Source organism: Nocardia sp. NPDC055321 (genome assembly GCF_053645575.1).
The window spans coordinates 111830-135166 of the sequence record NZ_JBSHMS010000014.1 but is presented as its reverse complement, the minus strand read 5'-3'; the positions used below and the strand labels follow the sequence as shown (position 1 = coordinate 135166).

Annotated in this window: 22 protein-coding genes and 1 pseudogene; 11 read left to right on the top strand and 12 right to left on the bottom strand. The window is 69.8% G+C overall.

The window, feature by feature from the left end; all coding sequences use genetic code 11:
* The first annotated feature begins 1 nt into the window (after position 1).
* Together ACWIGI_RS23075 and ACWIGI_RS23070 are read left to right on the top strand one after the other, a co-directional pair.
* On the top strand, positions 2-2788 hold the full coding sequence (locus ACWIGI_RS23075; RefSeq protein WP_454204510.1) for an Rv0361 family membrane protein: 2787 nt from the start codon (positions 2-4) through the stop codon (positions 2786-2788).
* Between the two features lie 345 nt (positions 2789-3133).
* The gene (locus ACWIGI_RS23070; RefSeq protein ID WP_454204509.1) at positions 3134-4204 is read left to right on the top strand and encodes a fused (3R)-hydroxyacyl-ACP dehydratase subunits HadA/HadB; all 1071 of its coding nucleotides are present in this window, start codon (positions 3134-3136) and stop codon (positions 4202-4204) included.
* Positions 4205-4411: 207 nt separating this feature from the next.
* Here ACWIGI_RS23070 and ACWIGI_RS23065 read toward each other — a convergent pair whose 3' ends face one another.
* The 3 genes from ACWIGI_RS23065 to fbaA form a co-directional block, all read right to left on the bottom strand.
* Positions 4412-5878 (bottom strand): DUF4185 domain-containing protein, encoded by a 1467-nt coding sequence (locus ACWIGI_RS23065; protein ID WP_454204508.1) that lies wholly within the window; start codon positions 5876-5878, stop codon positions 4412-4414.
* A gap of 105 nt (positions 5879-5983) precedes the next feature.
* Complete coding sequence (locus tag ACWIGI_RS23060) at positions 5984-7102, bottom strand: BTAD domain-containing putative transcriptional regulator (protein ID WP_454204507.1); 1119 nt, start codon at positions 7100-7102, stop codon at positions 5984-5986.
* 101 nt (positions 7103-7203) lie between these two features.
* Entirely contained in the window at positions 7204-8241 is a 1038-nt protein-coding gene (fbaA, locus tag ACWIGI_RS23055; protein WP_454204506.1) for a class II fructose-bisphosphate aldolase, read from the bottom strand.
* 216 nt (positions 8242-8457) lie between these two features.
* Here fbaA and ACWIGI_RS23050 point away from each other — a divergent pair, with 216 nt between their 5' ends.
* The gene (locus ACWIGI_RS23050) at positions 8458-9150 is read left to right on the top strand and encodes a DedA family protein (protein WP_454204611.1); all 693 of its coding nucleotides are present in this window, start codon (positions 8458-8460) and stop codon (positions 9148-9150) included.
* A 23-nt stretch (positions 9151-9173) separates the two neighbouring features.
* Positions 9174-9866 carry a DedA family protein gene (locus ACWIGI_RS23045; RefSeq protein WP_454204505.1) on the top strand — a complete coding sequence of 231 codons (693 nt, stop codon included), beginning with the start codon at positions 9174-9176 and terminating at the stop codon, positions 9864-9866.
* Positions 9867-9985: 119 nt separating this feature from the next.
* Here the strand turns inward: ACWIGI_RS23045 and ACWIGI_RS23040 are convergent, their stop codons facing one another.
* The 4 genes from ACWIGI_RS23040 to ACWIGI_RS23025 form a co-directional block, all read right to left on the bottom strand.
* Entirely contained in the window at positions 9986-11128 is a 1143-nt protein-coding gene (locus ACWIGI_RS23040) for a glycoside hydrolase family 76 protein (protein ID WP_454204504.1), read from the bottom strand.
* Positions 11129-11358: 230 nt separating this feature from the next.
* Complete coding sequence (locus ACWIGI_RS23035) at positions 11359-12042, bottom strand: TrmH family RNA methyltransferase (RefSeq protein ID WP_454204503.1); 684 nt, start codon at positions 12040-12042, stop codon at positions 11359-11361.
* 40 nt (positions 12043-12082) lie between these two features.
* The gene (locus ACWIGI_RS23030) at positions 12083-12391 is read right to left on the bottom strand and encodes a DUF4190 domain-containing protein (RefSeq protein WP_454204502.1); all 309 of its coding nucleotides are present in this window, start codon (positions 12389-12391) and stop codon (positions 12083-12085) included.
* Between the two features lie 37 nt (positions 12392-12428).
* Positions 12429-12758, bottom strand: a complete 330-nt coding sequence (locus tag ACWIGI_RS23025) for a DUF4190 domain-containing protein (protein ID WP_454204501.1) — start codon at positions 12756-12758, stop codon at positions 12429-12431.
* 92 nt (positions 12759-12850) lie between these two features.
* On the opposite strand from ACWIGI_RS23025, the gene ACWIGI_RS23020 reads away from it, so the two are divergent.
* From ACWIGI_RS23020 to ACWIGI_RS22990, 7 genes are all read left to right on the top strand, one after another.
* Positions 12851-14260: a sensor histidine kinase gene (locus ACWIGI_RS23020; protein ID WP_454204500.1), complete on the top strand. Its 1410-nt coding sequence runs from the start codon at positions 12851-12853 to the stop codon at positions 14258-14260.
* A 70-nt stretch (positions 14261-14330) separates the two neighbouring features.
* Complete coding sequence (locus tag ACWIGI_RS23015) at positions 14331-14972, top strand: LuxR C-terminal-related transcriptional regulator (RefSeq protein WP_454204610.1); 642 nt, start codon at positions 14331-14333, stop codon at positions 14970-14972.
* Between the two features lie 41 nt (positions 14973-15013).
* Entirely contained in the window at positions 15014-15619 is a 606-nt protein-coding gene (locus ACWIGI_RS23010; protein WP_454204499.1) for a Uma2 family endonuclease, read from the top strand.
* Positions 15620-15773: 154 nt separating this feature from the next.
* Entirely contained in the window at positions 15774-16220 is a 447-nt protein-coding gene (locus tag ACWIGI_RS23005) for a hypothetical protein (protein ID WP_454204498.1), read from the top strand.
* A gap of 87 nt (positions 16221-16307) precedes the next feature.
* The gene (locus tag ACWIGI_RS23000) at positions 16308-17639 is read left to right on the top strand and encodes a purine-cytosine permease family protein (protein ID WP_454204497.1); all 1332 of its coding nucleotides are present in this window, start codon (positions 16308-16310) and stop codon (positions 17637-17639) included.
* A 5-nt stretch (positions 17640-17644) separates the two neighbouring features.
* Entirely contained in the window at positions 17645-18748 is a 1104-nt protein-coding gene (locus tag ACWIGI_RS22995; protein WP_454204496.1) for a phosphotransferase enzyme family protein, read from the top strand.
* A gap of 62 nt (positions 18749-18810) precedes the next feature.
* Positions 18811-18990, top strand: coding sequence for a hypothetical protein (locus ACWIGI_RS22990; protein WP_454204495.1), 180 nt, complete (start codon positions 18811-18813; stop codon positions 18988-18990).
* A 39-nt stretch (positions 18991-19029) separates the two neighbouring features.
* Here the strand turns inward: ACWIGI_RS22990 and ACWIGI_RS22985 are convergent, their stop codons facing one another.
* The 5 genes and pseudogenes from ACWIGI_RS22985 to ACWIGI_RS22965 form a co-directional block, all read right to left on the bottom strand.
* Positions 19030-19725 carry a lysoplasmalogenase gene (locus ACWIGI_RS22985; protein ID WP_454204494.1) on the bottom strand — a complete coding sequence of 232 codons (696 nt, stop codon included), beginning with the start codon at positions 19723-19725 and terminating at the stop codon, positions 19030-19032.
* Positions 19725-20783, bottom strand: coding sequence for a beta-ketoacyl-ACP synthase 3 (locus ACWIGI_RS22980; RefSeq protein ID WP_454204493.1), 1059 nt, complete (start codon positions 20781-20783; stop codon positions 19725-19727). Before ACWIGI_RS22980 ends, ACWIGI_RS22985 begins: the two co-directional genes overlap by 1 nt.
* A 109-nt stretch (positions 20784-20892) precedes the next feature.
* On the bottom strand, positions 20893-21438 hold the full coding sequence (gene pyrE / locus ACWIGI_RS22975; protein ID WP_454204492.1) for an orotate phosphoribosyltransferase: 546 nt from the start codon (positions 21436-21438) through the stop codon (positions 20893-20895).
* Positions 21439-21446: 8 nt separating this feature from the next.
* Positions 21447-22036 (bottom strand): annotated as a pseudogene (locus ACWIGI_RS22970) (SDR family NAD(P)-dependent oxidoreductase).
* 214 nt (positions 22037-22250) lie between these two features.
* Positions 22251-23321, bottom strand: coding sequence for a hypothetical protein (locus ACWIGI_RS22965; RefSeq protein ID WP_454204491.1), 1071 nt, complete (start codon positions 23319-23321; stop codon positions 22251-22253).
* Positions 23322-23337: the final 16 nt, after the last annotated feature.

Genomic DNA, 23337 nt, shown 5'->3' with positions numbered 1-23337 from the left:
CGTGTCCGACTCGAAGGACGACCAGAAGCCACACGGCCCTGCCGATCCGGCAGCCCCAGGCACGGGCGCCGACCAGGACACCGCCAAAACCGAGATTCCGGCGTCGGAACCCGCCCCCACCGCCGCCACCGAGGTGATCCGCAAGCCCGGCGCGCCCGCGAATCCCGCACCCGCGCAGCCCAACCCCCCGGCCACCCCCGGCTTCGCCACCATCCAGTACGACGGCCCGACCACCCGCTATCAGCCCGGCCGGCCCCCGCAGAACTCCCCCGCCGCCCCGGGCGTGTCGCCGGAGGCCGCGACCACGAAGTTCGACGCCGTGCCCCGGCCCGACGCGGGCGCCGGGTCTGAGGACGTTCCCACGGGCAAGATCGAGAGCCCGGCGGGCGGCGCGCCCGGCGCGGGCGCGGCAGGCGGCGCGAGCCCGGCGGGCGGAACCGGCGCGGCGGACCGCGGCGACGCGGCAGTCGACGCCGGGGCGGACGAGGCCGCGGGCGCGGCCGGCCAGGCGACTTCCGCCGCCGGGGCCCAATCCGCTGGTGCGACAGGGCAACCCGGCACATCCGACAACCCGAACGCAGCCGACGGCGGGTCGATCCGTGACGGCGATACGGCGGACGGCGCAGGCGATAGCACCGCCGCCAGTGCGGCGACCACCCCCATGCCCGCCGCCACGTCCGGCCCCAGGGCCCAGTCCCCCGCAGCACAGGACGCTCGAAACGCCACCGGCGAAACCGGCGACGCCGACAATGTCGCGGCCGGCGGTGCCGACGCGGCAGGCGGTGGCGACGCGGCAGGCGGTGGCGACGCGGCAGGCGGTGGCGACGCGGCAGGCGGTGGCGACACGGTGCGGCTCGGCGGGGCCGAGGGTGCCGCGCGGGACAGTCAGGGTGGATTCACGCAGGGTGAGGGCACCGGGGAGCCGGACTCCGAGTCGGGTGTGGCCGGGGACATCGCGGCCGCCGGTGCGCCCGTGGTGGACGGTCCGGGCGGAAAGGCCGGCGCGGCGGGCGAACCCGGCGACGATGCGCCGGGAGACGCGCCGCACGAGGGTGCGGCCGACGCCAAAACCGTTGCCATGAAGCAGGTTCCGGCGGGTACCGAGGACGCGACCACCGCCTTCCCGGTGGTGAGCGGCGACGGGGCGACGCAGAAGATCCGCGTCAGCGGGCCGCAGGGGCGGGCGGTCAGCAAGCCGCCGAGCTCGCCGCGCGGCACCGCGGGGCCGGGCAACGCCGGTCCGCGGGGCGCGGGCCCGGATCACCCCTCGTACCAGGATCAGTCCGTGGAGGAGACGCACCCCGCGCCTCCGAACGCGCCGCGGCCCCCGTTCGGCCAGCGCCGTCCCGCGTCCGCACCCTCCCCGGCCGACATGCAGCCGACCACGCCGGCGCAGCCGATCCGCGGCCCGCGCGCGATGCCCCCCGGCCCCCAGCGGGTCGGTCCCGGCGCGCCGCAGGGCCCGGGCGCACAGGGCCCGCAGGGTCCGAACGGCCCCCGCGTTCCCGGCGGCCCCCAGGGCGGACCCGCGGGACCCGGTGGTCCCGCCGGACCCGCAGGCGCACAGGGCAATCCGCAGGGTAGGCCCGGCGGTCAGCCGGGACCCGGCGCGCAGGGCGGCCCCAACGGCCCGGGCGCGCAAGGCGGACAACAGGGTTCGGCCGCCGCACTCGGCGCCGCCGCGGGTGCCGCAGGCGCCGCACAGCTACACAAGGGCCCGCAGGGTCCCGGCGGTGCGCAGAACAACCCCCAGGGCCCGGGCCAAGGCGGCACTCCCCAGGGCCCCGGCAATCACGGCGGTCAACAGGGCCCCGGCGGCCAGGCAGGCTCACAGGGACCGGGCGGTTCGCAAGGGCTCGGTAACCAAGGGTCCGGCGGCCAGGGCGGTCCGCAGGGCCCCGGCGGCCAGGGCGGTCCCCAGGGACCGGGCGGTCAAGGCGGTCCCCAGGGACCCGGCGGCCAGGCTGGACCCCAGGGACCTGGCGGCCAGGGCGGCCCACGCGGTCCTGTTGGCGCGCAAGGCAATCCGCAGGGACGGCCCGGCGGCGGGCAGGGCCCGCAGGGACCCGGCGGCCCCGGAAACCTCCCGGGCGGAGCGCAGGCCGGGGGCGCGCTCGCGGGCGGCGCCGGCGGCCCGCAGCTCCAGAAGGGTCCGCAGGACGGCGGCGCGCAGGACGCGGGCCGGGGTTTCGGCGGCTCGCAGGACGCGACCCAGGTGTACAACGTCGCGGACGCGGGGCGTGTCGCACCGCCGCAACGGATTCCGGCGAGCGGCGAGGTGGCGCAGCCGCAGCGGATTCCCGCGGCGGGCGCGGACGGCGGTGACGACAAGGCGCCGGGCAAGGCCGGTCCGAACAAGAAGCTGCTGCTCATCGGCGCGGGCGTCGTGGTGCTGGTGATCGCCGTGATCACGGCGGTGATCGGTCTCGGCGGCGGCACCGACGACTCACCCGAAGGCCAGGTGAAGCAGGCGATCGGCACCTACACCGACGCCCTGTCCGACGGCGATCTCGAGGCCCTGCGCGGCATCACCTGCGGCGCCCAGCACGACTTCTACAAGAACATCTCCGCGGAGCAGTTCGCCGGCGTCTACCAGACGTCGAAGGAGCAGAAGAGCATTCCGGTGGTGCGCAGCGTCGACGCGATCCGGATCACCGGCGACGCCGCCCTGGCTCAGGCCACGGTCTACACCGAGGCCGACCCCGGCAAGCAGTCCGCCCGCACCTTCGACCTCCAGCGCACCGACGACGGCTGGAAGGTCTGCGACCCGCCGACCGGCCAGCAGTAACCGCCAGTCCCACACCACCGGCACCCCGTCGATCGACGGGGTGCCGGTGTCGTTTCACGGACACTGTCCGGCGGGTCCTGCCCGGCCGTGAGGGAACCCACGGTTACATCACGAGCCTTCGCGCCGATGTTCCTCATGGGCAGGTGGCGTATGAGCGCCGCCACCCGCGACGAACGTCACATACACCTGGTCAGCAGCCCAACACCTGGGTAACATCCTGCGGATTGTCTGGGCCAGCCACCACGGCTGTGTCGGCGCCACGGCGGCCCGTACAGCCGTGGTGTCGTGCTTGCGCCGAAGCGGCCATTGCCCACCAGGTTTCGATATTGCAGGGAGCTGAACACCATGCCGGAGACGGCCGAGGCGACTGTCGCCACCGCCACCGATCTGGTCGGACGGCACTTTCGAGTCCGCGATCACTACGACGTCGGGCGCGAGAAGATTCGCGAATTCGCGCGGGCCGTCCGCAACGACCACCCCGCCCACCATCACGAGGAGCACGCGAACGCGCTCGGCTACGCCGGCCTCATCGCCTCCCCCACCTTCGCCTCGGTGATCGGCGCGGCCACCACCCGCAGCCTCATCGGCACGGTGCTCACCGAATACGACGTGTCGCAGATCCTGCAGACCGACCAGATCTTCGAGTACCACCGGCCCATCGTCGGCGGCGACCTACTGTCGGTGGACGTGGCCGTGGAGAACATCCGGATCTTCGGCGACAACGACTTCATCACCATCAAGGTCACGCTGACCGACGCCGACGCCCTGCCGGTCCTGGTCGCGACCACCACCATCGTGGCCCGCCGCGGCGTCGAGATCGACCCGGCCGCCGCCGACATGGTCTCGGGCCTGGTCATGCACGGCCACGTCACCGACTCCAACGCCGAGGGCTCCCTCGACCCGTCCGGGCTCATCCTGCTGGACCCCGACGAGGTCGGCGAACTGCGCACCCCCGCCCCGGCCCTGCCGGTGCACACCGTGCCCACGACCGGCACCCTGACCGCGGGCACCGAACTGCCCGGCTCCCGTATCCCGCTCACCCGCGGCGACCTGGTCAACTACGCGGGCGTGTCCGGCGATCCGAACCCCATTCACTTCAGCGACGCCGCCGCCGAACTGGTCGGCCTGCCGACCGTCGTCGCGCACGGCATGCTCACCATGGGCCTGACCGCGAGCTACCTGGTGGACTGGCTCGGCGATCCAGCGGCCCTCAGCAAGTTCAGCGTGCGGTTCTCCGGCTTCGTCGCCGTCCAGCCGACCGCGCCCACCTTCGTGGAGTTCACCGGCAAGGTGAAGTCGGTCGACGCCGAAACCGGTTCGGCCACCGTCGTTCTCGGCGCGACGTCGGAGGGCAAGAAGCTCTTCGGCCGGGCCGTGGCCGAGGTCCGGCTCTCCGGCGCGACCGCGCAGGGCTGAGCGGGACTGTCCGGCCGAGGCTGACTCTCGCGCGGCCGCGCATCCTCGCGTACCAACGAGGCGCGCGGCACCCCGAAGCGCGGCAGCCGCCAGCACACCGATCCCGTCTTGCGCCGGGATCCGGTCGGCGGGCTCTGTCCGCGATGCAACGCACAGGGCGGAACGCACAATGAAAGTGCGTTCCGCCCTTCGCGTTCGCGGTGCGCGCTACTCCACGCGCGCGTGCATGAGATAGACGTTGTAGTCGTTCCAGGTCGACATGGTGAAGTACAGATCGTTCGCCGTCGACCACGGATGAATGAATCCGCCGTACAGCTCCGGGAACTGCGCGGCGGTCACCGTCACCGCGCTCGGCGACCACACGCCCTGCGGCGAATCCGATTCCCGCACAACGAGGGCCGCCTTCGCGGTGTCGAGGTAGCTCATCTGCCAGACCTTGCGCTCGGCGTCGTAGTTCACCGACAGTTCGGCCGCGGGCGCGTCCACGATGGTCGAGGCGGCCTGGTACCCGCCGACCGGCGTCCACGCGCCGTCCCGCCAGTACTGGTACGCGGTCGTGTTGAGCACCTGGTCCTTCGGCACCCTGGCGAGCCCCACCGCACCGAGGCGGGTGTTGCGCGTGCCGAACATGTAGACGTAGTCGCCCTCGGGCACCATCGCGCTGACCTGGAAGTTGGAGACGCCGAAGATGTTGTCCCACTTGGCGTGCGGGTCCTTGACCCAGGTCTGCCCGTGATCGTCGGAGTACGCGAGCCCGCCGTAGTTGGTGAACCAGGTGCCCGGGATCGAGTTCCAGGTGCGAATCGACATGTAGCTCATGTACTGCCGGTCCCCGATGGCGAATCCGGAGGTCGGGATGGTGGTGATCTCGATGTTGTCGAGCTTCTTGCTGGTCAGCAATTCGACGGCGTGGCAACGACTGTCGGTGACGAAGCTGTCGAAGGTGACCCCGTCGCCGAGCTCGCGATCTGTGCTGAAGGCGAGCAGATTGCTGCGCCAGTCGTTGCCGAACCCGCCCGGCGGATGGAAGTCGTCGCCCACCGAGTCGCCGAACGCGATGGCGATCTCGCCCGGCTTGCTCTCCCACATGATGCCCAGGTCGGTGCCCTCGACCTGCCAGCGCTTGTCGGTCCGGTTGATCGAGTTCGCCCCGGTCAGCTTGGCCACCTCGCGCACCTGCGAGACCCGCGGCAGCGGCCGGGCGGGTGCCTGCGGCGCGGCCTCGATGATCGGCTGCGCGACCTCGGGCGCGGGCGGCAGCGGCTCGGGATCCGGGTCGGGAAAGGCGAAGTGGAACGGCTGCGGCTTGAGGATCAGCTGCGGAATCCCCAGCAGCTCATTGAGATTGGGTGCTGGGTCGGGCCGATCGGTGAGGTCCGGGCAGGGGTTCTCACACGGATCGGCGGGCAGTTCCATCGCGACCCGGGTCTTGTTCTCCTTGGGCGGTCCCGGATCGACGGTGACCACCGGATAGGCGATGGGCATCTCCATCCGGTCCGGCACCAGCGTCTCGTGCACCGGCGCGGGATCGGTCTTGCACGGCCCGATACCGGGAATCCGTTTTCCCGCATCGGCTTCCGCCGGTTCGGCCAGGGCGATCTGGGCGTTGGAGGACACCAGCATCCCGGCCCCGACGACCACCGCGCCCACGGCGGCCAGCATCCGCTTGGCCATGCGTCACCCTTCGATAGGACTCACCGGACACACCCGGCGAACGACCCTACCCGGCTTTCCCCGCGGCGCAGCCGTACTCGCCGGAGAATCTCGCACGCGTCCCGATCAGCGCGCCGCGTGGAACACGAACGTCGTCGAGCCGATGCGAATGGCGTCCCCGTCGGCGAGCACCACCGAGGTCTCGATCGCCGTCTCGTTGATATAGACCCCGTTCGCCGAGCCCAGGTCCTTGATGAGCAGTCCGGCCCGGCTCGGCGTGATGTGCGCGTGGTACCGGCTCGCCTTGGGATCGTCCAGGATCAGGTCGTTGTCGACCATCCGCCCGATCTTGATGCCGCCGATGCCGATCGGAATGGCCCGCCCGCTCGCGGTCCGTAGCTGCCCGGCCCGGATGGCCCGCGGCATCTCGGTGACCGTCTCGGTCATCGCCTTGGCCTGCGCCTCGATCTCGGCGATCGCGCCGGTGTGCAGCGGCTCCTGGCGCAGCACCCGCTGTTCCAGCGCGGTGATGGCCGGACCCGGATCGATGCCGAGCTCGGCCGAGAGCACCATGCGCACCCGGCGGCACGCTTCGAGCGCGTCGGCCTGGCGGTCCGAGAGATAGAGCGCGGTGATGAGCTGGGCCCACAGCGGCTCCCGCAGCGGATGCGCGTTGGTCATGGACACCAGCTCGCCGATCACCGAACGCGCGTTGCCGCAGGCGATCTCGGCGTCGATGCGCGCGGAGGCGACCAGCAGCCGCTCCTCGTTCATGGCGGTGGCGAAATCCCCGGCGAAGGACAGCCCGGACAGATCGTCCAGCGCCCGCCCGCTCCACTCCTGCAGCGCGCTCGCGTACAGCCGCGCCGCTCCCACGTGGTCGCCGAGCGTCGCGGCTTCCTTGCCGGCCCGGTGCATGCTCTCGAAGCGCCCGAGGTCGCAATCCTCGTCGGGAATCTCGAGGCGGTACCCGGACGCCTCGGTGCGCAGCACGGCGACCGAGTCGACGCCCGCGTTGCGCAGCGTCTTGCGAATATTGGAAACGAACACCTGCAGGCTGGCCTGGTAGGAATCCGGCGGATCGTCGTTCCAGACGTAATTAGCCAGCGCCTGCGAAGACACCGCGCGTCGCCGGTTCACGGTCAGAGCCGCGAGCAGCGCGCGCGGCTTGGGGCCGCCGACCAGCACTGGACGGCCGCCGACCAGCACCTGCACAGGTCCGAGGACCCGCACATCGAGAGTCATTGCCCTGCACCTCGTATAACAGCGAACGGCCGCGGCAGCACTGGGCAGCCGCGGCACGCTCAGCTCACTGCGCCGGAGTTTTCTCCGGCTCGTGGCTTACCTTACTTGGCGCTGATGGAACGGCCCGCCGACTTCAGGTCGTTGCACGCCTCGAGAACGCGCGCGGCCATGGAGGTTTCGGCCTTCTTGAGGTAGCTGCGCGGGTCGTAGACCTTCTTGTTGCCGACCTCACCATCGATCTTGAGGACGCCGTCGTAGTTGCCGAACATGTGACCGGCGACCGGGCGGGTGAAGGCGTACTGGGTGTCGGTGTCGACGTTCATCTTCACCACGCCGTAGCGCAGCGAATCCTCGATCTCGCTCTTGAGCGAGCCCGAACCGCCGTGGAACACGAAGTCGAACGGCTGCGCGTCCGAGCCGAGGCCCAGCTTGGCGGCCGCGACGCGCTGGCCCTCCGCGAGCACCTCGGGCTTGAGCACGACGTTGCCCGGCTTGTACACACCGTGCACGTTGCCGAAGGTGGCGGCCAGCAGGTACTTGCCGTTCTCGCCCGCGCCCAGCGCGTCGATGGTCTTCTGGAAGTCCTCGGGCGAGGTGTAGAGCTTGTCGTTGATCTCGGCCTCGACGCCGTCCTCTTCACCGCCGACGACGCCGATCTCGACCTCGAGGATGATGTTCGCGGCATGGCACTGCTTGAGCAGTTCCTTGGCGATCTCGAGGTTCTCGTCGATCGGGATGGCCGAGCCGTCCCACATGTGCGACTGGAACAGCGGGTTCAGGCCGGACTTGACGCGATCGGCAGAGATGGCGATCAACGGGCGAACGAAGGTGTCCAGCTTGTCCTTCGGGCAGTGATCGGTGTGCAGCGCGATGGTGATGTCGTACTCGGCCGCGACGACGTGCGCGAACTCCGCGAGCGCCACCGCACCGGTGACCATGCTCTTGACACCCAGCCCGGAACCGAATTCGGCGCCACCGGTGGAGAACTGGATGATGCCGTCACTGCCGGCATCGGCGAAACCCTTGATCGCGGCGTTGATCGTCTCGGACGACGTGCAGTTGATCGCGGGGAACGCGAAGGAGTTCTCCTTGGCCCGAGCAATCATCTCGGCGTAGATCTCCGGAGTCGCGATGGGCACAATGACCTCCACTGTGGTGTGCTGTGTACAACAAATTCTGTCAGGCCACACACTAAGCCAATCGGCTTTTCGCCTGGCAATTGCCTCGGAACAGGCCCCGGACACCTGACAAGTTTGTGAGGTTCCTTCGAGGTTCGGTGTGACATAGCAATCACCGGTAGGGTGGTGGCCGTGACCTTGCTGGCCGTATCCGATGCCGTGACGACCACCGTCGCGATGCCCGAGATCCTCGATCCCATGTACCTCCTCACCGAGACATGGCTGAGCAAAGTGGTGCTCGGCGCGATCCTGGCAATCGTCTTCATCGAGACCGGCCTGCTGTTCCCGCTGCTTCCCGGCGACTCGCTGCTGTTCACCGGCGGCATGCTCGCCGCCCAGGATCCCGCGCCCGCCGGACTCAACATCTTCGTGCTGGTGCCGCTGACGATCCTGGTCGCGTTCCTCGGTGATCAGTCCGGGTACTGGATCGGCCGCGGCATCGGCCCGGCCATCTTCAAGAAGGAAGACAGCCGCTTCTTCAAGAAGAAGTACGTCACCGAGACGCACGAGTTCTTCGAGAAGCACGGCCCCAAGACCATCATCCTGGCCCGCTTCGTGCCCATCGTGCGCACGTTCATGCCGGTGCTGGCGGGTGTGTCCAAGATGGACTACCGCAAGTTCGTCGCCTTCGACATCATCGGCGCGATCCTGTGGGGCGGCGGCGTCACGGTGCTCGGTTACTTCCTGGGCAATTTCGAGTTCATCCGCAAGAACATCGAAGCCATCTTCCTGCTGATCGTGTTCATCTCGATCCTGCCCGGCATCGGCGCGGTGCTGCGGAACCTGCGCAACCGGAACGCGAGTCCCGATGCGAACGCGAACGCCGACACCGAGCAGTTCGCGGTCATCACGAACGAGCCGAACCGCTGAGCCAAAAGGTGTCCACCCACCCGATGAACGTCGCCATGGGCGGTTTCGGACCGCTCGAAACGGCCGGACCGGTGTTGGTCTGGACAGTCGTCCTGACCTTTGTCTTTCTCGAATGTGCGCTCATCATCGGGCTCTTCCTGCCCGGTGATTCCATGCTGCTGACCGCGGGCATCGTGCTGGCCGCGCACGGCTCCGGCGAAGCGCACGTCTGGGCGCTATCGGTCGGCGCGATGATCGCCGCCGTCGCGGGCAACCAGGTCGGGTACGTGATCGGGCAGAGAACCGGCGATCACCTGGTGGCTCGAAAGAACGGCAAGTACATCAACACCCAGAATTTGACCCGGGTGGCCGACCTCCTGCACCGGCACGGATTCCTGGCGGTTCTGGTCGCGCGCTGGATTCCGTGGGTGCGCACGCTGTGCCCGCTGGTCGCGGGCGCGGCGGGCATGGATCATCGCCGGTACACGATCGCCTCCACCATCGGTGCGATCATCTGGGCGCCGGTGCTGCTGCTCGTCGGCTTCTACGCCGGTAATTTCCTGGAGGGCATGGACTGGCTCATGCCCGCGGTGATCGGCACGCTGATCGTGGGCCTGGTGCTCGGCACGATCGTGGGCGTGCGCCAGTACCGCGTGGAGATGGCCCGTCCCGCCGAGGATTTCGACCTCGAGTGCGAGACCGAGCCCATCCCCCAGGTGCACCGCCACACCGCCTGAACCGCGACTCCGCACGGCGCGCTCTCGACCGCCGAATGCCGCGTCCGAACCGGCGGGATTCGCTCAGGCACCTTCCGATATCGGTGCCACACGCGGTGGATGAATCCAACCCGCTCGGATCAGAATCCCGCTGCCGAGACAACATGTGCAGCTTCCATCAGCTTCCAGCCCGAAAGCTGCACCGACAGATCGCGTTCGGGGTTGCGCGAGGCCGTGACCGAACCGCCCTCGAGCATGCCCGCCCCGGAGATGCGCGGTAGTCGCGCGGGCTGTCGCCAATCCGGGCCGAAGAGCGGGTTCCCGTCCACGTCGAGCCGGTTCTCCCAGGCCGCGACGGCCGAGCGGCTCACGATGTCCGCCGCCCCGCGCCGCGCGTTCACCTGCGCCGGTTCATCGCCAGGGAGCATGAGCGCCATCAGGGCCAGGTAGCGGATCAGGATGCCGTTGAACAGGCCGCCGTCGCCGCCGCCGTCCCCGGTGACCACCCCGCCCACCACGAGGTGTTCCTCGATGGCCGCGAGCAGGCGCACCGCGCGGTCGACGTGCCTGGGTTCGCCGGTGTGCACGGCCAATTCGGTTTCCAGGCCGAGCACCACGCCCTGGCAGTAGCTGTAGGCGGGCGTCTCGATCTCACCCGAGGGCAGGTGAATGCCGTCCAGGATCAGGCCGGAGTTCTTGTCCCGCAGGGTGTCGTCGAGCCAGTCGGAGATCTCCTGCGCGCGGGCGTAGCGGCCGAGCCGGGCCATGGCGATGCCGACCGGTCCGTTCGCCGGGGCGTTGAAGTAGTCCGATCCGCGCCGCCACGGCACCGCGCCGAACTGCGGCTCGAAGCCGGTGTACAGGTCCTTCTCCAGCGCGAGCAGCCCACCGCGCACCTCGGTGATGCCCTGGGTCCGCTCGGCGCGTTCGAGCGAGATGGCCAGCCACGCCATGTCGTCGTAGTAGTTGTTGGTCCACCCGGTGAGGTTGCGAACCCGCATCCCCTGCGCGACGGTCGCGATCCGCCGCCGCCGGGCCGGGGTCGGCGCGCGATTGGCCGCGTCGACCGCGCAGTCGATCAGGTGCGCCTGCCACCAGTAGTGCCAGAACATGAAGGCCCGCTCGCGCTTGGTGGCGGGCCAGCCCACCAACCCCAGCGTCGTCCCCGGAATGGCCCACAGCGGGCGCAGATGCCGCGCCACGATCGCCGACTCCGCCAGATCGGCGCGCTCGGCCCACAAAGCAGCGCTCGACTCGGTATTACGCCCGGTCCGCGAAGTCATAGGACAAATAGTGCCATCGGACAGATCGACGCGTGGCCGAATTGTTACCGCGTCGGCCCGATAATGGCCGAACTGACATAACCAGTGGTCACAGTGGTGTTGTATCCGCCCGAGCCGGTGCACCGACCGGAAACCGGCTGTGCACGGGCCTGTTTCGAAGACCTCCCGCCCATTGTCCGGCACCGGTACCCGGGCATCGCGCCCGCGGGTCCGCGGGGACGTCCGGCGGCTTACCAGGCGGTATCGAGATCCGCGTGCTGCCGAACCCAGGCGTGCATGGCGATGCCCGCCGCGACGCCGGCGTTGATGCTGCGGGTGGACCCGAACTGGGCGATGGAGACGGTGAGCCGGGCGGCGTGCTTGGCGGCGTCGGTGACGCCGGGGCCCTCCTGGCCGAACAGCAGCAGGCAGTCGCACGGCAGATCGGCGGTCTCCAGCGGCACCGAGCCCGGGACGTTGTCCACCGCGACAACCGTAAGACCGTGCGCGGCAGCGTATTCGAGCAGCTCGCCGGTATCGGCGTGATGGTGGATGTGCTGGTAGCGATCGGTCACCATGGCGCCGCGCCGATTCCAGCGCTTGCGGCCGACGATGTGGACCGCGGCCGCGCCGAAGGCGTTGGCGGTGCGCACGACCGTGCCGATGTTCGCGTCGTGCCCGAAATTCTCGATGGCCACGTGGAAGGGGTGCCGGCGGGTATCGAGATCGGCGACGATCGCCTCGCGGGTCCAGTACCGGTAGGCGTCGACCACGTTGCGGCGGTCGCCGTGCGCGAGCAGGTCGGGATCCAGGCGCGGGTCGGCGGGCGGTTCGGAGCCGAACTCCGCCGACCAGGGCCCGACGCCGTGCGGATGCTCGCCCCATTCGGTCGGACCGGGGGCGAGTGGATCGTCGGCTGTCGGGGCGGAGCTCACCCGGACATCGTAGTGACCGCCGCGCCGACGCCCGCTCCGGTCACCAGGAGCCGGAGGTCACGGCGTACAGGATCACGCCGCCGTATCCGAGGATGAACAGCCCCATGATGCAGGTGGAGATGATGCCGCAGATGTAGCCGACCTGCACGTTGCCGCGCCCGCCGATCTGGCCGCCGGAGTAGTCGATCTCCCTGCGTGCCTTGGCGCCCATGATCCACGCGACCGGACCCAGTAACTGGCACAGCACCAGACTCAGAATTCCGAGCACCATGACGGTCGTGGCCTGCGGATGGTCCGGCGGCGGGCCGTAGTGCGGGTAAGCGGGATAGCCGTAGGGCGGGTAACTCACCGCACCATCGTATTTCGACGGCGCGGTGAGCGCGTGCCTAGGCGGTGGTGCTGCTGAAAGCGCCGACCACGATGGCGATCACGACGACCAGCAGACCCAGGGCGAGCAGGCAGGTGGCGACGATGCCGCAGATGTACCCGGCGTTCACCATGCCGCGTCCCCCGAGGGTGCCGTGCGAGGCGTCGATCTCGTCGCGCGCCCGCTTGCCCATCACCCAGGCCACCGGCCCGAGGAACTGGCACAGCACCAGACTCAGGATGCCCAGGATCAGGACGGTGGTGGCCTGCGGATGATCCGGGGGCGGCGCACCGTAGTACCCGGGCTGCGGCGGAGGCGTATTGCCCGGCGGCGGATACTCATAGCTCATAGGCATGATGCTAGGTGGTGGTGCTGTCCACACCCCGCATTTACGGGCCTGCTCCATCGCCCGCACCCACCCCGCGCGAGAACGATGGGGTGATGAGCGAAACCGCCGCCCTGCCTACCCTGGTACTCGATATGCCCGATTCGACCGACAACCCGCCGCCCGCCGGACCGCCGCCGGAGACCACCGCGCCCGAGCCCGTGTGGCGCGCGGTGCTGCTCGCCCCGTTCCGGCTGCGGACCTGGAAGGAACTGCTCTACCTCGTCGTGGTCTTCGTGCTGGACTGCGCGGCCGCCACCTACCTCTTCTTCGGACTGGGTGGCGCGGGCTATCTTTCGATCTTCCTGGTCGGGATCCCGCTGCTCGCGGCCGTCATTCTCGGCGGCCGGATCTGGGGCCACGTCTATCGCGGGCTCAATCGCGCACTGCTCGACAACGACCTGCCCGAACCCCCGCCCTTCACGTCCCGGCCCGGGCTGCTCGGCTGGCTGCGCGGCGCGTTCACCGATCAGGTGTCCTGGCGGGCGCTGGCGTTCCTGGTGGTGCAGGGCGCGCTCGGGGTGGTGGTCGGCTATCTGACCCTCGTGGTCGTCGCGATGTCGGTCTTCCTGGCGTTCTCCCCCATCCCCTGGGCGCTGTTCCACCCGGTCAACCTGGATTCCGAAGGGGTGGAGCATCATTCGCTGTTCCAGATCGGTGAGTTCTACGTCGACTCCTGGCCCCGGAATCTGGCGGCGTCCGCGATCGGCATCGTGCTCTGCTTCGCCCTGCCCTGGCTGATTCGCACGGTGTGCTGGGCGCACCGGCTGCTCGCGCGCTGGCTGCTCACCCCGACCGCCCGGGACCGGCGGGTCGCCGAACTGCAGCAGAGCCGCCGCGCCGCCGTGGACGACGCCGCCGCCACCCTGCGCCGCCTGGAGCGCGATCTGCACGACGGCACCCAGGCCCGCCTGGTCAGCATCGCCATGATGCTGGGCCGCGCCGAGGAACGCCTGGCCGCCGGCGGCGAAGCGAGCGAACTCATCGCCCAGGCTCGCGCCGGATCCAAGGAGGCGCTGACCGAACTGCGCGAGCTGGTGCGCGGAATCCATCCTCCCGCACTGGAACTCGGCCTGGAGGCGGCGCTGGAGACCCTCGCGGCGCGCTCGGCCGTCCCGGTGGAACTGCGGGTCATGCTGCCGCGCCGGCCCAGCCCGGCCATCGAGTCGATCGCGTACTTCTCGGTCGCGGAATTGCTCACCAACGTGGCCAAACACGCCGGTGCGAACCGGATCTGGGTCGCGGTGCTGCCGACCGGGGGCGACCGCATCGCGGTCAGCGTGCGGGACAACGGCGGTGGCGGCGCGCTGCAGCCGGTGATCAACGGCGGGGACCGCACCGTCGGCGGCGGGCTGGCCGGGCTGGCCGCGCGCGCCCTGGCCGTGGACGGCACCCTCGCCGTGGACAGTCCGGTCGGCGGGCCCACCGTGGTCACCCTGGTCCTGCCGCTCGACGGCCCGCAATGACGCACCTCCGCGCACTACCGCCCGCCCCGAGAGGAGAACGCCGGTGAGCACCGCGAATCCCCAGGTCCCGCTGCGGGTGGTCGTGGCCGAGGACAACGCGATTCTGCGCGACGGGCTGGTGGCCCTGCTCGCCGACCGCGGTCACCGGGTGGTGGCCGCGGTCGGCGACTGCACGGCCCTGCGCGCGGCGGTCGTCGAACATCGCCCGGAAGTAGCGGTGGTGGATGTGCGGATGCCGCCCACCTTCACCGACGAGGGTCTGCTCGCCGCGCTGGAGCTGCGCCGCAGCCACCCGGACACGGGCGTACTGGTGTTCTCGCAGTGGATCGAAACCCGCTACGCCACCGAACTTCTCGCCGCGGGCGCGGGCGGGGTCGGCTACCTGCTCAAGGATCGGGTGGCCGATATCGGGGATTTCATCGACGCCCTGCAGCGGGTCGCGACCGGCGGCACCGCACTCGATCCGGAAGTGGTGAGCCAGCTCATGGGCGCGGCACGGCAACAGGATTCACTGGCCCGGCTCACCCCGCGCGAGCGCGAGGTGCTCGAACTGATGGCGCAGGGGCTGTCCAATTCCGCGCTGGCGCACGCCCTCACAGTGACCGAGCGCGCGGTGGAGAAGCACATCGGCAACATCTTCATGAAGCTCGAGCTGCCGCCCTCGGATCTCCACCATCGCCGGGTGCTCGCGGTTCTGCGGTTGAAGGGTTGAAACATCGCTGTGTGATTGCCGGGCGTGGAAGACTGGTCCCCATGGTGCGCCCGACTACTACAGCAGCGCTGAAAACGGTTGCGTCCTGGCCTGATCACCTATTGACCCTCGGCGAGTGGTCCGCGCTACCCGAGCTCGAACGCGGCCGGTGCCGCGAACTCGTGGACGGGGTGCTGGTGGTCGCGCCGCAGCCGCCGCGCCATCAGCTGGCGGTCTGGCGCATGGCGGCGCAGCTGGAACCGGCGCTGCCGCGCTCGGTGGCCGCGCTCGCCCGCATCGAATTGGTGATCGACGACGGCACGCCGCCGACGGTGCGGGTGCCCGACGTGCTGGTGGTCGGGGGTGCGGCCGGGGCCGCGCACGCCGACCGGGTGGAACCCGCAGATGTGCTGGCGGCCGTGGAGATCATCTCCCCCGGCTCCCGGCGCACCGACCGGATCATGAAGATGACCGAATACGCCGAGAGCGGCATCGCCGAGTACTGGCTGCTCGACATCGAGGGCACGGTGTGCCTGCGCACCCACCGGCTGCGCGGTGACCGGTACGAACCGACCGGCGAGCACACGGGCCGGGTCACCCTCGAGCTCGAGGGGATCAGCATCCCCCTGGATCTGGACGCGCTCACCGCGCTGCGCACCGCGCCGTAGGCATGCCGGGCCGCGGCCAATTCACCTGCGGCACTACGGAACTCTGTCGTAGATAACGAGAGCGCCGCACTCCGGCACCGGGCGCGTCGATCCGGCACCGAGCGCGGATTCCGGGACCTATCCTGGAGTTCCAGCAGCCGTGGTGGAGGTTCTCATGGACCACGCGCGCGTCATACGCACCGTGCTCGGCGTGACCGCCCTGTACCTGATCATCCTCGCCGTCTGGCTCGCGTGGCTGTTGCCGCGCACCCCGCCCGGCACGGCGGCCCTGCAGGTGGTGGCCCTGGTCGGGCTGTTCGGCTGTTTCCTGGGCGGGGCGATGTTGCTGGCGCAGCGCCCATCTCGCGAGGATCGCAAACTGCTGCGGCACGGGCTCGAAGGCTGGGCCAACATCGAGGCGGTGCGGCCGCTGCGCCGCACCGACCACTGCACCGAGCTGACCCAGATCGATCTGGAGCTGGTGGTGCCGGGTTCGGAGACCTACCGGGGGCGCATCGTGTTCGACGTGGAGCCGCTGGTGCGCCCACTGATCGCGGTGGGTGGCACCCTGTCGATCCGCGTGGATCCCCGCAACCGGGATCGGATCATGCTCTGCCTCTGAGCCCGTCACCGGTCGCGCCGCACACTGTCTCGTATGCCGGAAGCTTGCTGACCGTTTTGCCCGCATTGCCCCGTAGCATCACGACCCATGAACACCGCTACACCGCCCGACCATCAGGAAGCGCCGCTGCTGCTCGACACCGAGCCGCCGCGCACGCTGAGCTTCAGCGACCAGGCGGCCTTCTGGCTGAATCTCGGCGTCAGCCTGATCGGTTTCAGCGGTGCGGCCTACGTGCTGTTCCCCACCGGGCATCCGCCGCTGCCGATCGCGGGTGCGTTGCTGGCCACCCTGCTCGGCACCGTGGCCGGTATCGCCATGGTCGCCGGCACCGGAATGGTGGGAACCCGGACGGGCGCGCCCGCCATGGCGGTGCTGCGCGGGCTCTTCGGCACCCGGCTGTCCTATGCGCCGACCGTCGCCAACATCGTGCAGTGCGTCGGCTGGGGCGTGTACGAACTGACCGTCATCGCGCTCGGCGTCGCGGCGCTCACCGACGACAAGGTCCCGCACGCCCTGGTGATCTTCGCCGCCGGCGCGCTGTCCACCGTCATGGCCATCTGGCCGCTGCGGGTACTGCACATCCTGCGCAAGTACGTCTCGGTCGCGGTGGGCATCGCCCTGATCTATTTCACGATTCAGCTACTGCGGCAACCGATTCCGGAGGTCGCCGGCGCGAGCTGGAGCGGATTCTTCCCGGCCGTGGACACCACCCTGGCGGTCTCGGTGTCCTTCGTCCCGCTGGCCGCGGACTACACCCGCCATTCGCGCAACGCCCGCAGCGCGGCCGGGGCCACCGTCATCGGCTATTCGGTCGCGCAGTTCTGGTGCTACCTGCTCGGCATCCTCGCCATCCTGCAGGCGGGCGGGGACCCGGACAAGATCTTCGACACCCTGCTCGGAGTGGCCGCGGGCTGGGCCTTCTTCGCGGTGCTGGTGCTGCGCGAGACCGATCAGTCCTTCGCCAACGTGTACTCCACCGCCATGTCCATCCAGAATTTGCTGCCCAGGGTGGACCGCCGCATCCTCGCGCTGGGCGTCGGCGTGCTGGTGACGCTGCTGGCGCTGCCGGTGCGCGACTTCAGCGGGTACGCCAACTTCCTGTACCTGATCGGGTCGGTCTTCGTGCCGCTGAGCGCGGTGCTCATCGTCGACTACTTCTTCGGCCGCGGCCGGCACAGCTGGGACCTGTCCCAGCACGCGCCCGCCCGACCACTCATGCTGCTGCCCTGGGCGATCGGCTTCGTCGTCTACCAGCTCATCAATCCCGGCTCGATCAGCTGGTGGGTGAGCTTCTGGTCGCGGATACAGGATTTCACCGGTATTCACGCCACCTGGTGGACCTCGGCCTCGGCGTTCGCCTTCCTGTCGGCGGCGGCGGTGACCGGCGTACTGGTGGCACTGGACCGGCGAAAGGGCTGATCGTGATGGACGACCGCGTCTTCGGCATGGGCTCGGATCCGCTGGTCGCCCCCGACTGGCCGCCCCTGACCCCGCCCGAAGTCGCGGCCGTCCTGTCCCCCGACATCGACCTGGCGCCCGGCGCGGCGCTCGAATGGCACAGTCCCCGGCCGCTGTCCGCGACCGCCCGGGTCCGGACCGCCGACGGCCGCCCGCTCATCGTCAAACGCCTGCCCCGGGCCCTGCGCGATGCAGGTGCACTCTCCGAAGAACACGCCTTCATGAACCACCTGCGCGCGAACGGAATCCCCATTCCGCGCATCGCGCTCACCCGCGAGAACGGCGAATTCACCTACGAGGTACAGGAACTCGGCACCGGCGCGGACCTGTATCGCGGAACCTTCTCCTGGACCCCGTACCTCTCACTCGAACAGGCCACCGCCGCCGGTCGCGCCCTGGCCGAATTGCACCTGGCCGCACAGGGATACGACGCCCCCGCGCGGCCGCCCCGCCCCCTGCTGGCGAGCTTTACCATATTCTCCTCCCCCGACCCGATGACGGCGATGGAGCGCTACGCGGCCGACCGCCCCGCCCTGGCCGATTTCCTCGCCGCCCGCGACTGGCGCGCCGACGTGGAGCGCCTGCACCTGCCCTTCCACAATCGTCTTCGCACCGTCGTCGAACATCTCGCCCCGCTGTGGACGCACAACGACTGGCACGGCACCAACCTGCACTGGGAACACGAGAAGCCGTCCACCGTAATAGATTTCGGCCTCAGCGACCGCACGACCGCCGTCCACGACCTGGCCGTGGCGATCGAACGCTGCGCCGTCGACTGGATCTCTCTGCGCACGGGCGGCCCCGCCCACCCACGCCCCGACCAGGTCCGGGCCCTGCTCGACGGCTACACCTCGGTACGCCCGCTGACCGACAGGGAGCAGTCCGCCCTACGCGACCTGGTCCCCCTGGTACACGCCGAGTACGAGCTCTCCGAGATCGACTACTTCCTAGCCGTGGTCCCCGGCGGCAACCCCGAGAACGCCGAGATCGCCTACACCCACTACTTTCTCGGCCACACCGCCTGGTGGTCGAGCGACGAGGGCAGGACCCTGCTCCACCACCTACCCTGACACGCCCGAGTTCCGCGGGGGCCGCGCCGCTGTCTCTCGACCAGGCTCCGGCGGCGCCGAAGGTGGTCGTCGCGCCTATCGCGACAACCGGTTCCGCCCTGACCGACATCATCGTCGCCCCGGTACTGTTCCCGCTGGGCTTCCTCGCCTACGCACTGTGCGCCAGGGCAGCGGATCCGGCCAACTGCCCCGCGATGCAGCTGTACAACGGCGCGGCGACGGGTTCGGGCGTACGGAACTAGTCCGGCCGGAAGCCGTTGCGGGTCAGCGGTTTCGGAGTGTCACTCCCCGCGCACGTGGGCGCGGGGATCGGCCAGCAGGTACTGGGCCGTCGCGTAGGTGCCGAGGATGACGCCCTCGGTCACCCGGCGCGAGCGCGGGGTGCGGGCGAAGATCTTGCGCAGCACGATCAGACCGTCGGAGACGGTGAACAGCAGGGCGCCCACGCCCAGGCGGGTGCGCGGGTGAGTGCCCGGGATGTTCAGGCCGGCAACGTTTTTCGCGCCGGGCGCCAGATCCGGATCCGAGGCCAGGGTGGCCGCCGTGCCCAGGGTCGCGCCATAGGCGGTGAGCGGAACCGCCACCGCCGGGGCCTTGGACCGCATCAGCGCGGCCGCGCCGAGCCACGCGCCCAGGCGCTGACCGGCGATGGCCGCCTTGGGCCGCGCGCCGTGCCGCCACCACAGCCACGAGTACCCGGTCTGCATCACCGCGAAAGACGAAGCGCCCGCGATCAATCGGCGATCGTCGTCCGGCTCGATGAGCAGGACGTCGCCCACCGTCGCCGCGGCCAGCGCGCCGAGCAGCACCGTGCGCTCGGCCGCGGGCAGCCCGTCGTCGTTGGTCGCCACATCCGCCGCGAGCAGCGGCATGAGCAGTGGTTTGGCGATCCACTGCAACCGATCCCGGCCGGTGACGGCGCCGAACACCGTCACCGCGGCCGCGCCGACGAAGGCGGCGCGAAACGGCCTGGGCATCAGAAGGAGGGTTCGGCCGGGGCCGGGGGCAGCGTGGCGACCTGGCCGGCGTAGGTCAGGCCGGCGCCGAAGCCGAGCAGCAGCGCGAGCTGACCGCCCTTGGCCTTGCCGGTGACCAGCATTTCCTCGATGGCCAGCGGGATGGACGCCGCCGAGGTGTTGCCGGTGTTCTCGATGTCGTTGGCCATGGGCAGATCGTCGGGCAGGCCGAGGTTCTTGCGCATGAGCTCGTTGATGCGGGCGTTGGCCTGGTGCGGGACGAAGACCTCGATGTCGTCCTTGGACACCCCGGCCGCCTCGACCGCGGAGGACAGCGCGCGCGGCAGCGTGACCGCGGCCCAGCGGAACACACGCGGGCCCTCCATGCGCAGCAGCATGCGGCCGACCGGATCGGTCTCGGGATCCTTGTGCTGGAACTCCTCGGCGCGATCCATCATCTCGAGGATGTTGTAGTTCTGGCCGATGGCCGAGGCGTTCTCGCCGTCGCTGCCCCACACCGTCGGGGAGATGCCGTTCTCCTCGCTCGGGCCGACGATGACCGCGCCCGCGCCGTCACCGAAGATGAACGCGGTGCCGCGGTCCTCGGGATCGAGCGAGAACGACATGGTCTCGGCGCCGATGAGCAGCACGTATTCGGCGGAACCGGCACGCACCAGATCCGACGCGACGCCCAGGCCGTAGCCGAAGCCGCCGCAGCCCGAGACCAGGTCGAAGGCCGGAATGCCGTTGATGCCCAGATCCGACGCGACGGTCGGGCCACCGTGCGGGGTGATCTCGGGCCAGGTGGAGGTGGCCAGGATCAGCGCGCCGATCTTGGAGCGATCGATGCCGCTGTTCTTGATGGCCCGCTCGCCGGCCGCCACCGCCATCGAGCGCAGCGACTCGTCACCGCTCACCCAGCGGCGGTTGCGGATGCCGCTGCGTTCGAAGATCCACTCGTCGGTGGAGTCGAGCTTCTCGCACACTTCGTCGTTGCTGACAATGCGGGTGGGTCGATAGGCACCGATGCCGAGCATCGCAACATTCTGATTGCCCTTGTTGATTGCAATGCTCACCACTGGTGACTCACACGACCCTTCGCAACACATTGTTCGACCACGTTGTCGGACAGAAGACCAGCACCCAGGCTAACCCAGAGCACCGGTTCAGCCCAGAGCAAGATCTTGTTTACCCCAGCGCAAGGTCTTTCAGGCCCAGAATGGACCGATACTCCAGCCCCTCGGCCGCGATAACCTGGTCAGCACCGGTTTCCCGATCCACGACCGTCGCCACGCCCACCACGATCGCGCCCGCCTCGCGCAGCGCGCGCACGGCGGTGACCGGGGAGTTGCCCGTGGTCGTGGTGTCTTCCACCACAAGCACCCGCTTACCCACGATGTCCGGGCCCTCGATCAGGCGCTGCATGCCGTGCGCCTTGGCCGCCTTGCGCACCACGAAGGCGTCGATGGGACGGCCGGGCGCGTGCAGCACCGCCGCCGCCACCGGGTCCGCGCCCATGGTGAGACCGCCGACCGATTCGAAATCCCAGTCCGCGACCAGTTCACGCAGCAGTTTGCCGATCAGCGGCGCCGCCTCGTGATGCAGTGTGGCCCGGCGCAGGTCCACGTAGTAGTCGGCTTCCTTGCCCGAGGACAGGGTGACCTTGCCGTGCACCACCGCGAGGGCGCGCACGAGTTCGGCCAGTCTGTCCCGGTCGGTCGTCGTTACCTGCATTGCTGTGTCTATGTCCTTCCGCGTGCGTTGAACAGGCCCCGATTGAGGCGGGTCACCAGGGACCTCGGGATCAGTCCGGCAACCGCAGCGATCGTTTTGTACTGCGCTCCGGGCACGCTGAGCACCCGGGCTTTCTCCAGATCACGCAACGAGCCGGCTACCACCTCGTCCACGGTCGGCCACAGCGCTCGCGGCAGCGAACGCGTCTGTAGCCCGGCTCGCTCGTGGAATTCGGTGTGGACCAGACCCGGGCACAGTGCCTGCACCCGAACGCCGGTCCCGGCCAGCCCGCCCGCCGGCCCTTGCGAGAAGGATACGACGTACGCCTCGGCGGCCGAGTAGGTCGAGCCCCTCCCGGGTATCAGCCCGGCGATGCCGGCCACATTCACCACCGTGCCGTTGGCCGCGTGCAGCATGGGCGGCAGCGCCGCGCCGGTTAACTGCACGACGACTCGTCCCGCGCCACCAGCACCAGGTCGTAGCCGAGCGAGGCGAGCCGGGTGGCATACGCCCTGCCGATTCCGGAGGTCGGCCCGGTGACCAGGGCCACCGGCCGATGAGCGCCGGGCAGGCGCGAAACGGGAGCACTCTCGGTCATCAATCGCCAATCATCGGCACATCGTCGAGGACACGGTCGGCGATGACCGGGACTGCGCCACCATTGTGGTGCCTGTGCCGCGCGGGCGCGGGCAGTACACGCGCAAATGGCCCAACCGCGATACCCCCGGTGTGTCGCGGGCGGCGCCGGACCGCGAAAACGCCGCTGCCGCCGTGACGAGTCACGGCGGCAGCGGCGATAGGCGCGGGATCACTCACCGCGGCGTCGGCCCCTGGTACGGGCGGAAGCCCGGGTGGAAGGGACCGCCGGGCGGTGCGCTGCGACCCTGGTCGCGGCGCCAGCCCTCCTCGGGCTCGGCCGGTTCGCGCCGCTGCGCGGACTCGCCGTCCCGCCAGTCGTCGTCCTCGTCCGGGCGGTCGTCACGATCGTCGTCGTCGAAGCGGCTCGTGGCCTCGTCCTCGGCGGCGGGCGGCCAATTGCGGCGCGGGCGATTGCGCGGGTCCGGCACGACTTTCAGTGCGGGACGCCAGGATTCGGCTTCCTCGGGCGCTTCGGCCCCGGCGATGTCGCCGACCAGGGCGCCGGTCTCGCGCACGGGGCGGGTGCGCTCGGGCTCGTAGTCGCCGTCCGCGTCGTACCCGTCGTAGTCGTCGTCCTCGGGCAGCGGGCGCGAGTTACCGGGTTCGGGCAGCTCGTCGCGACCGCGTTCGGAATTGTTGACCGGCGGCAGCACGTGCAGCAGCCCCGAGAGCCGCAGCACCGCGTCGATCGCGGTCTCCCAATCCTTGGCGACCGACCCCACCGGCAGCATGCCGAGGGTCCAATTGCCTTCGCTCCACAGCTGTTGCACGGAGTCGGGCAGCGATTCGATGAACGCGACCATGCGCTGATCCACCGCGTGCCGGGCGATGTCGGGATTGGTGGCGAACACCACCCGGTCCCCGATCGCGCCGAGCAGTTCGAGGTCGTGGTCCTTCGGCGGGGCTGCCGTTTTCACGCGCAGGTCGATGTCGATGTCCGAGCCGATCTGCCGGCGCACCGCGACCAGTGTCGCGGCGTCCTCCAGGTCGAACAGAACGAACTTCTCGCCCTTGCGATTACCGGACACCACGTCCACCGCGGACAGGTAGCCGAGCTTGGCCAGCGCGCCGCGCCGCCAGGTGGAGGCCAGCGACGGTTCCACCGAAACATAGGTGTACCCCTGGGTTTTCGCCCAGACCTGGCGCACGTGACCGGTGCGCTGCCGTTGCAGCCGATCGAAATAGAGCAGCACGATCGCACCCACCAGCGCGATCGCCGCCAACCCGAACCATATAGCCGTCATCGCCGCCTACCCTATC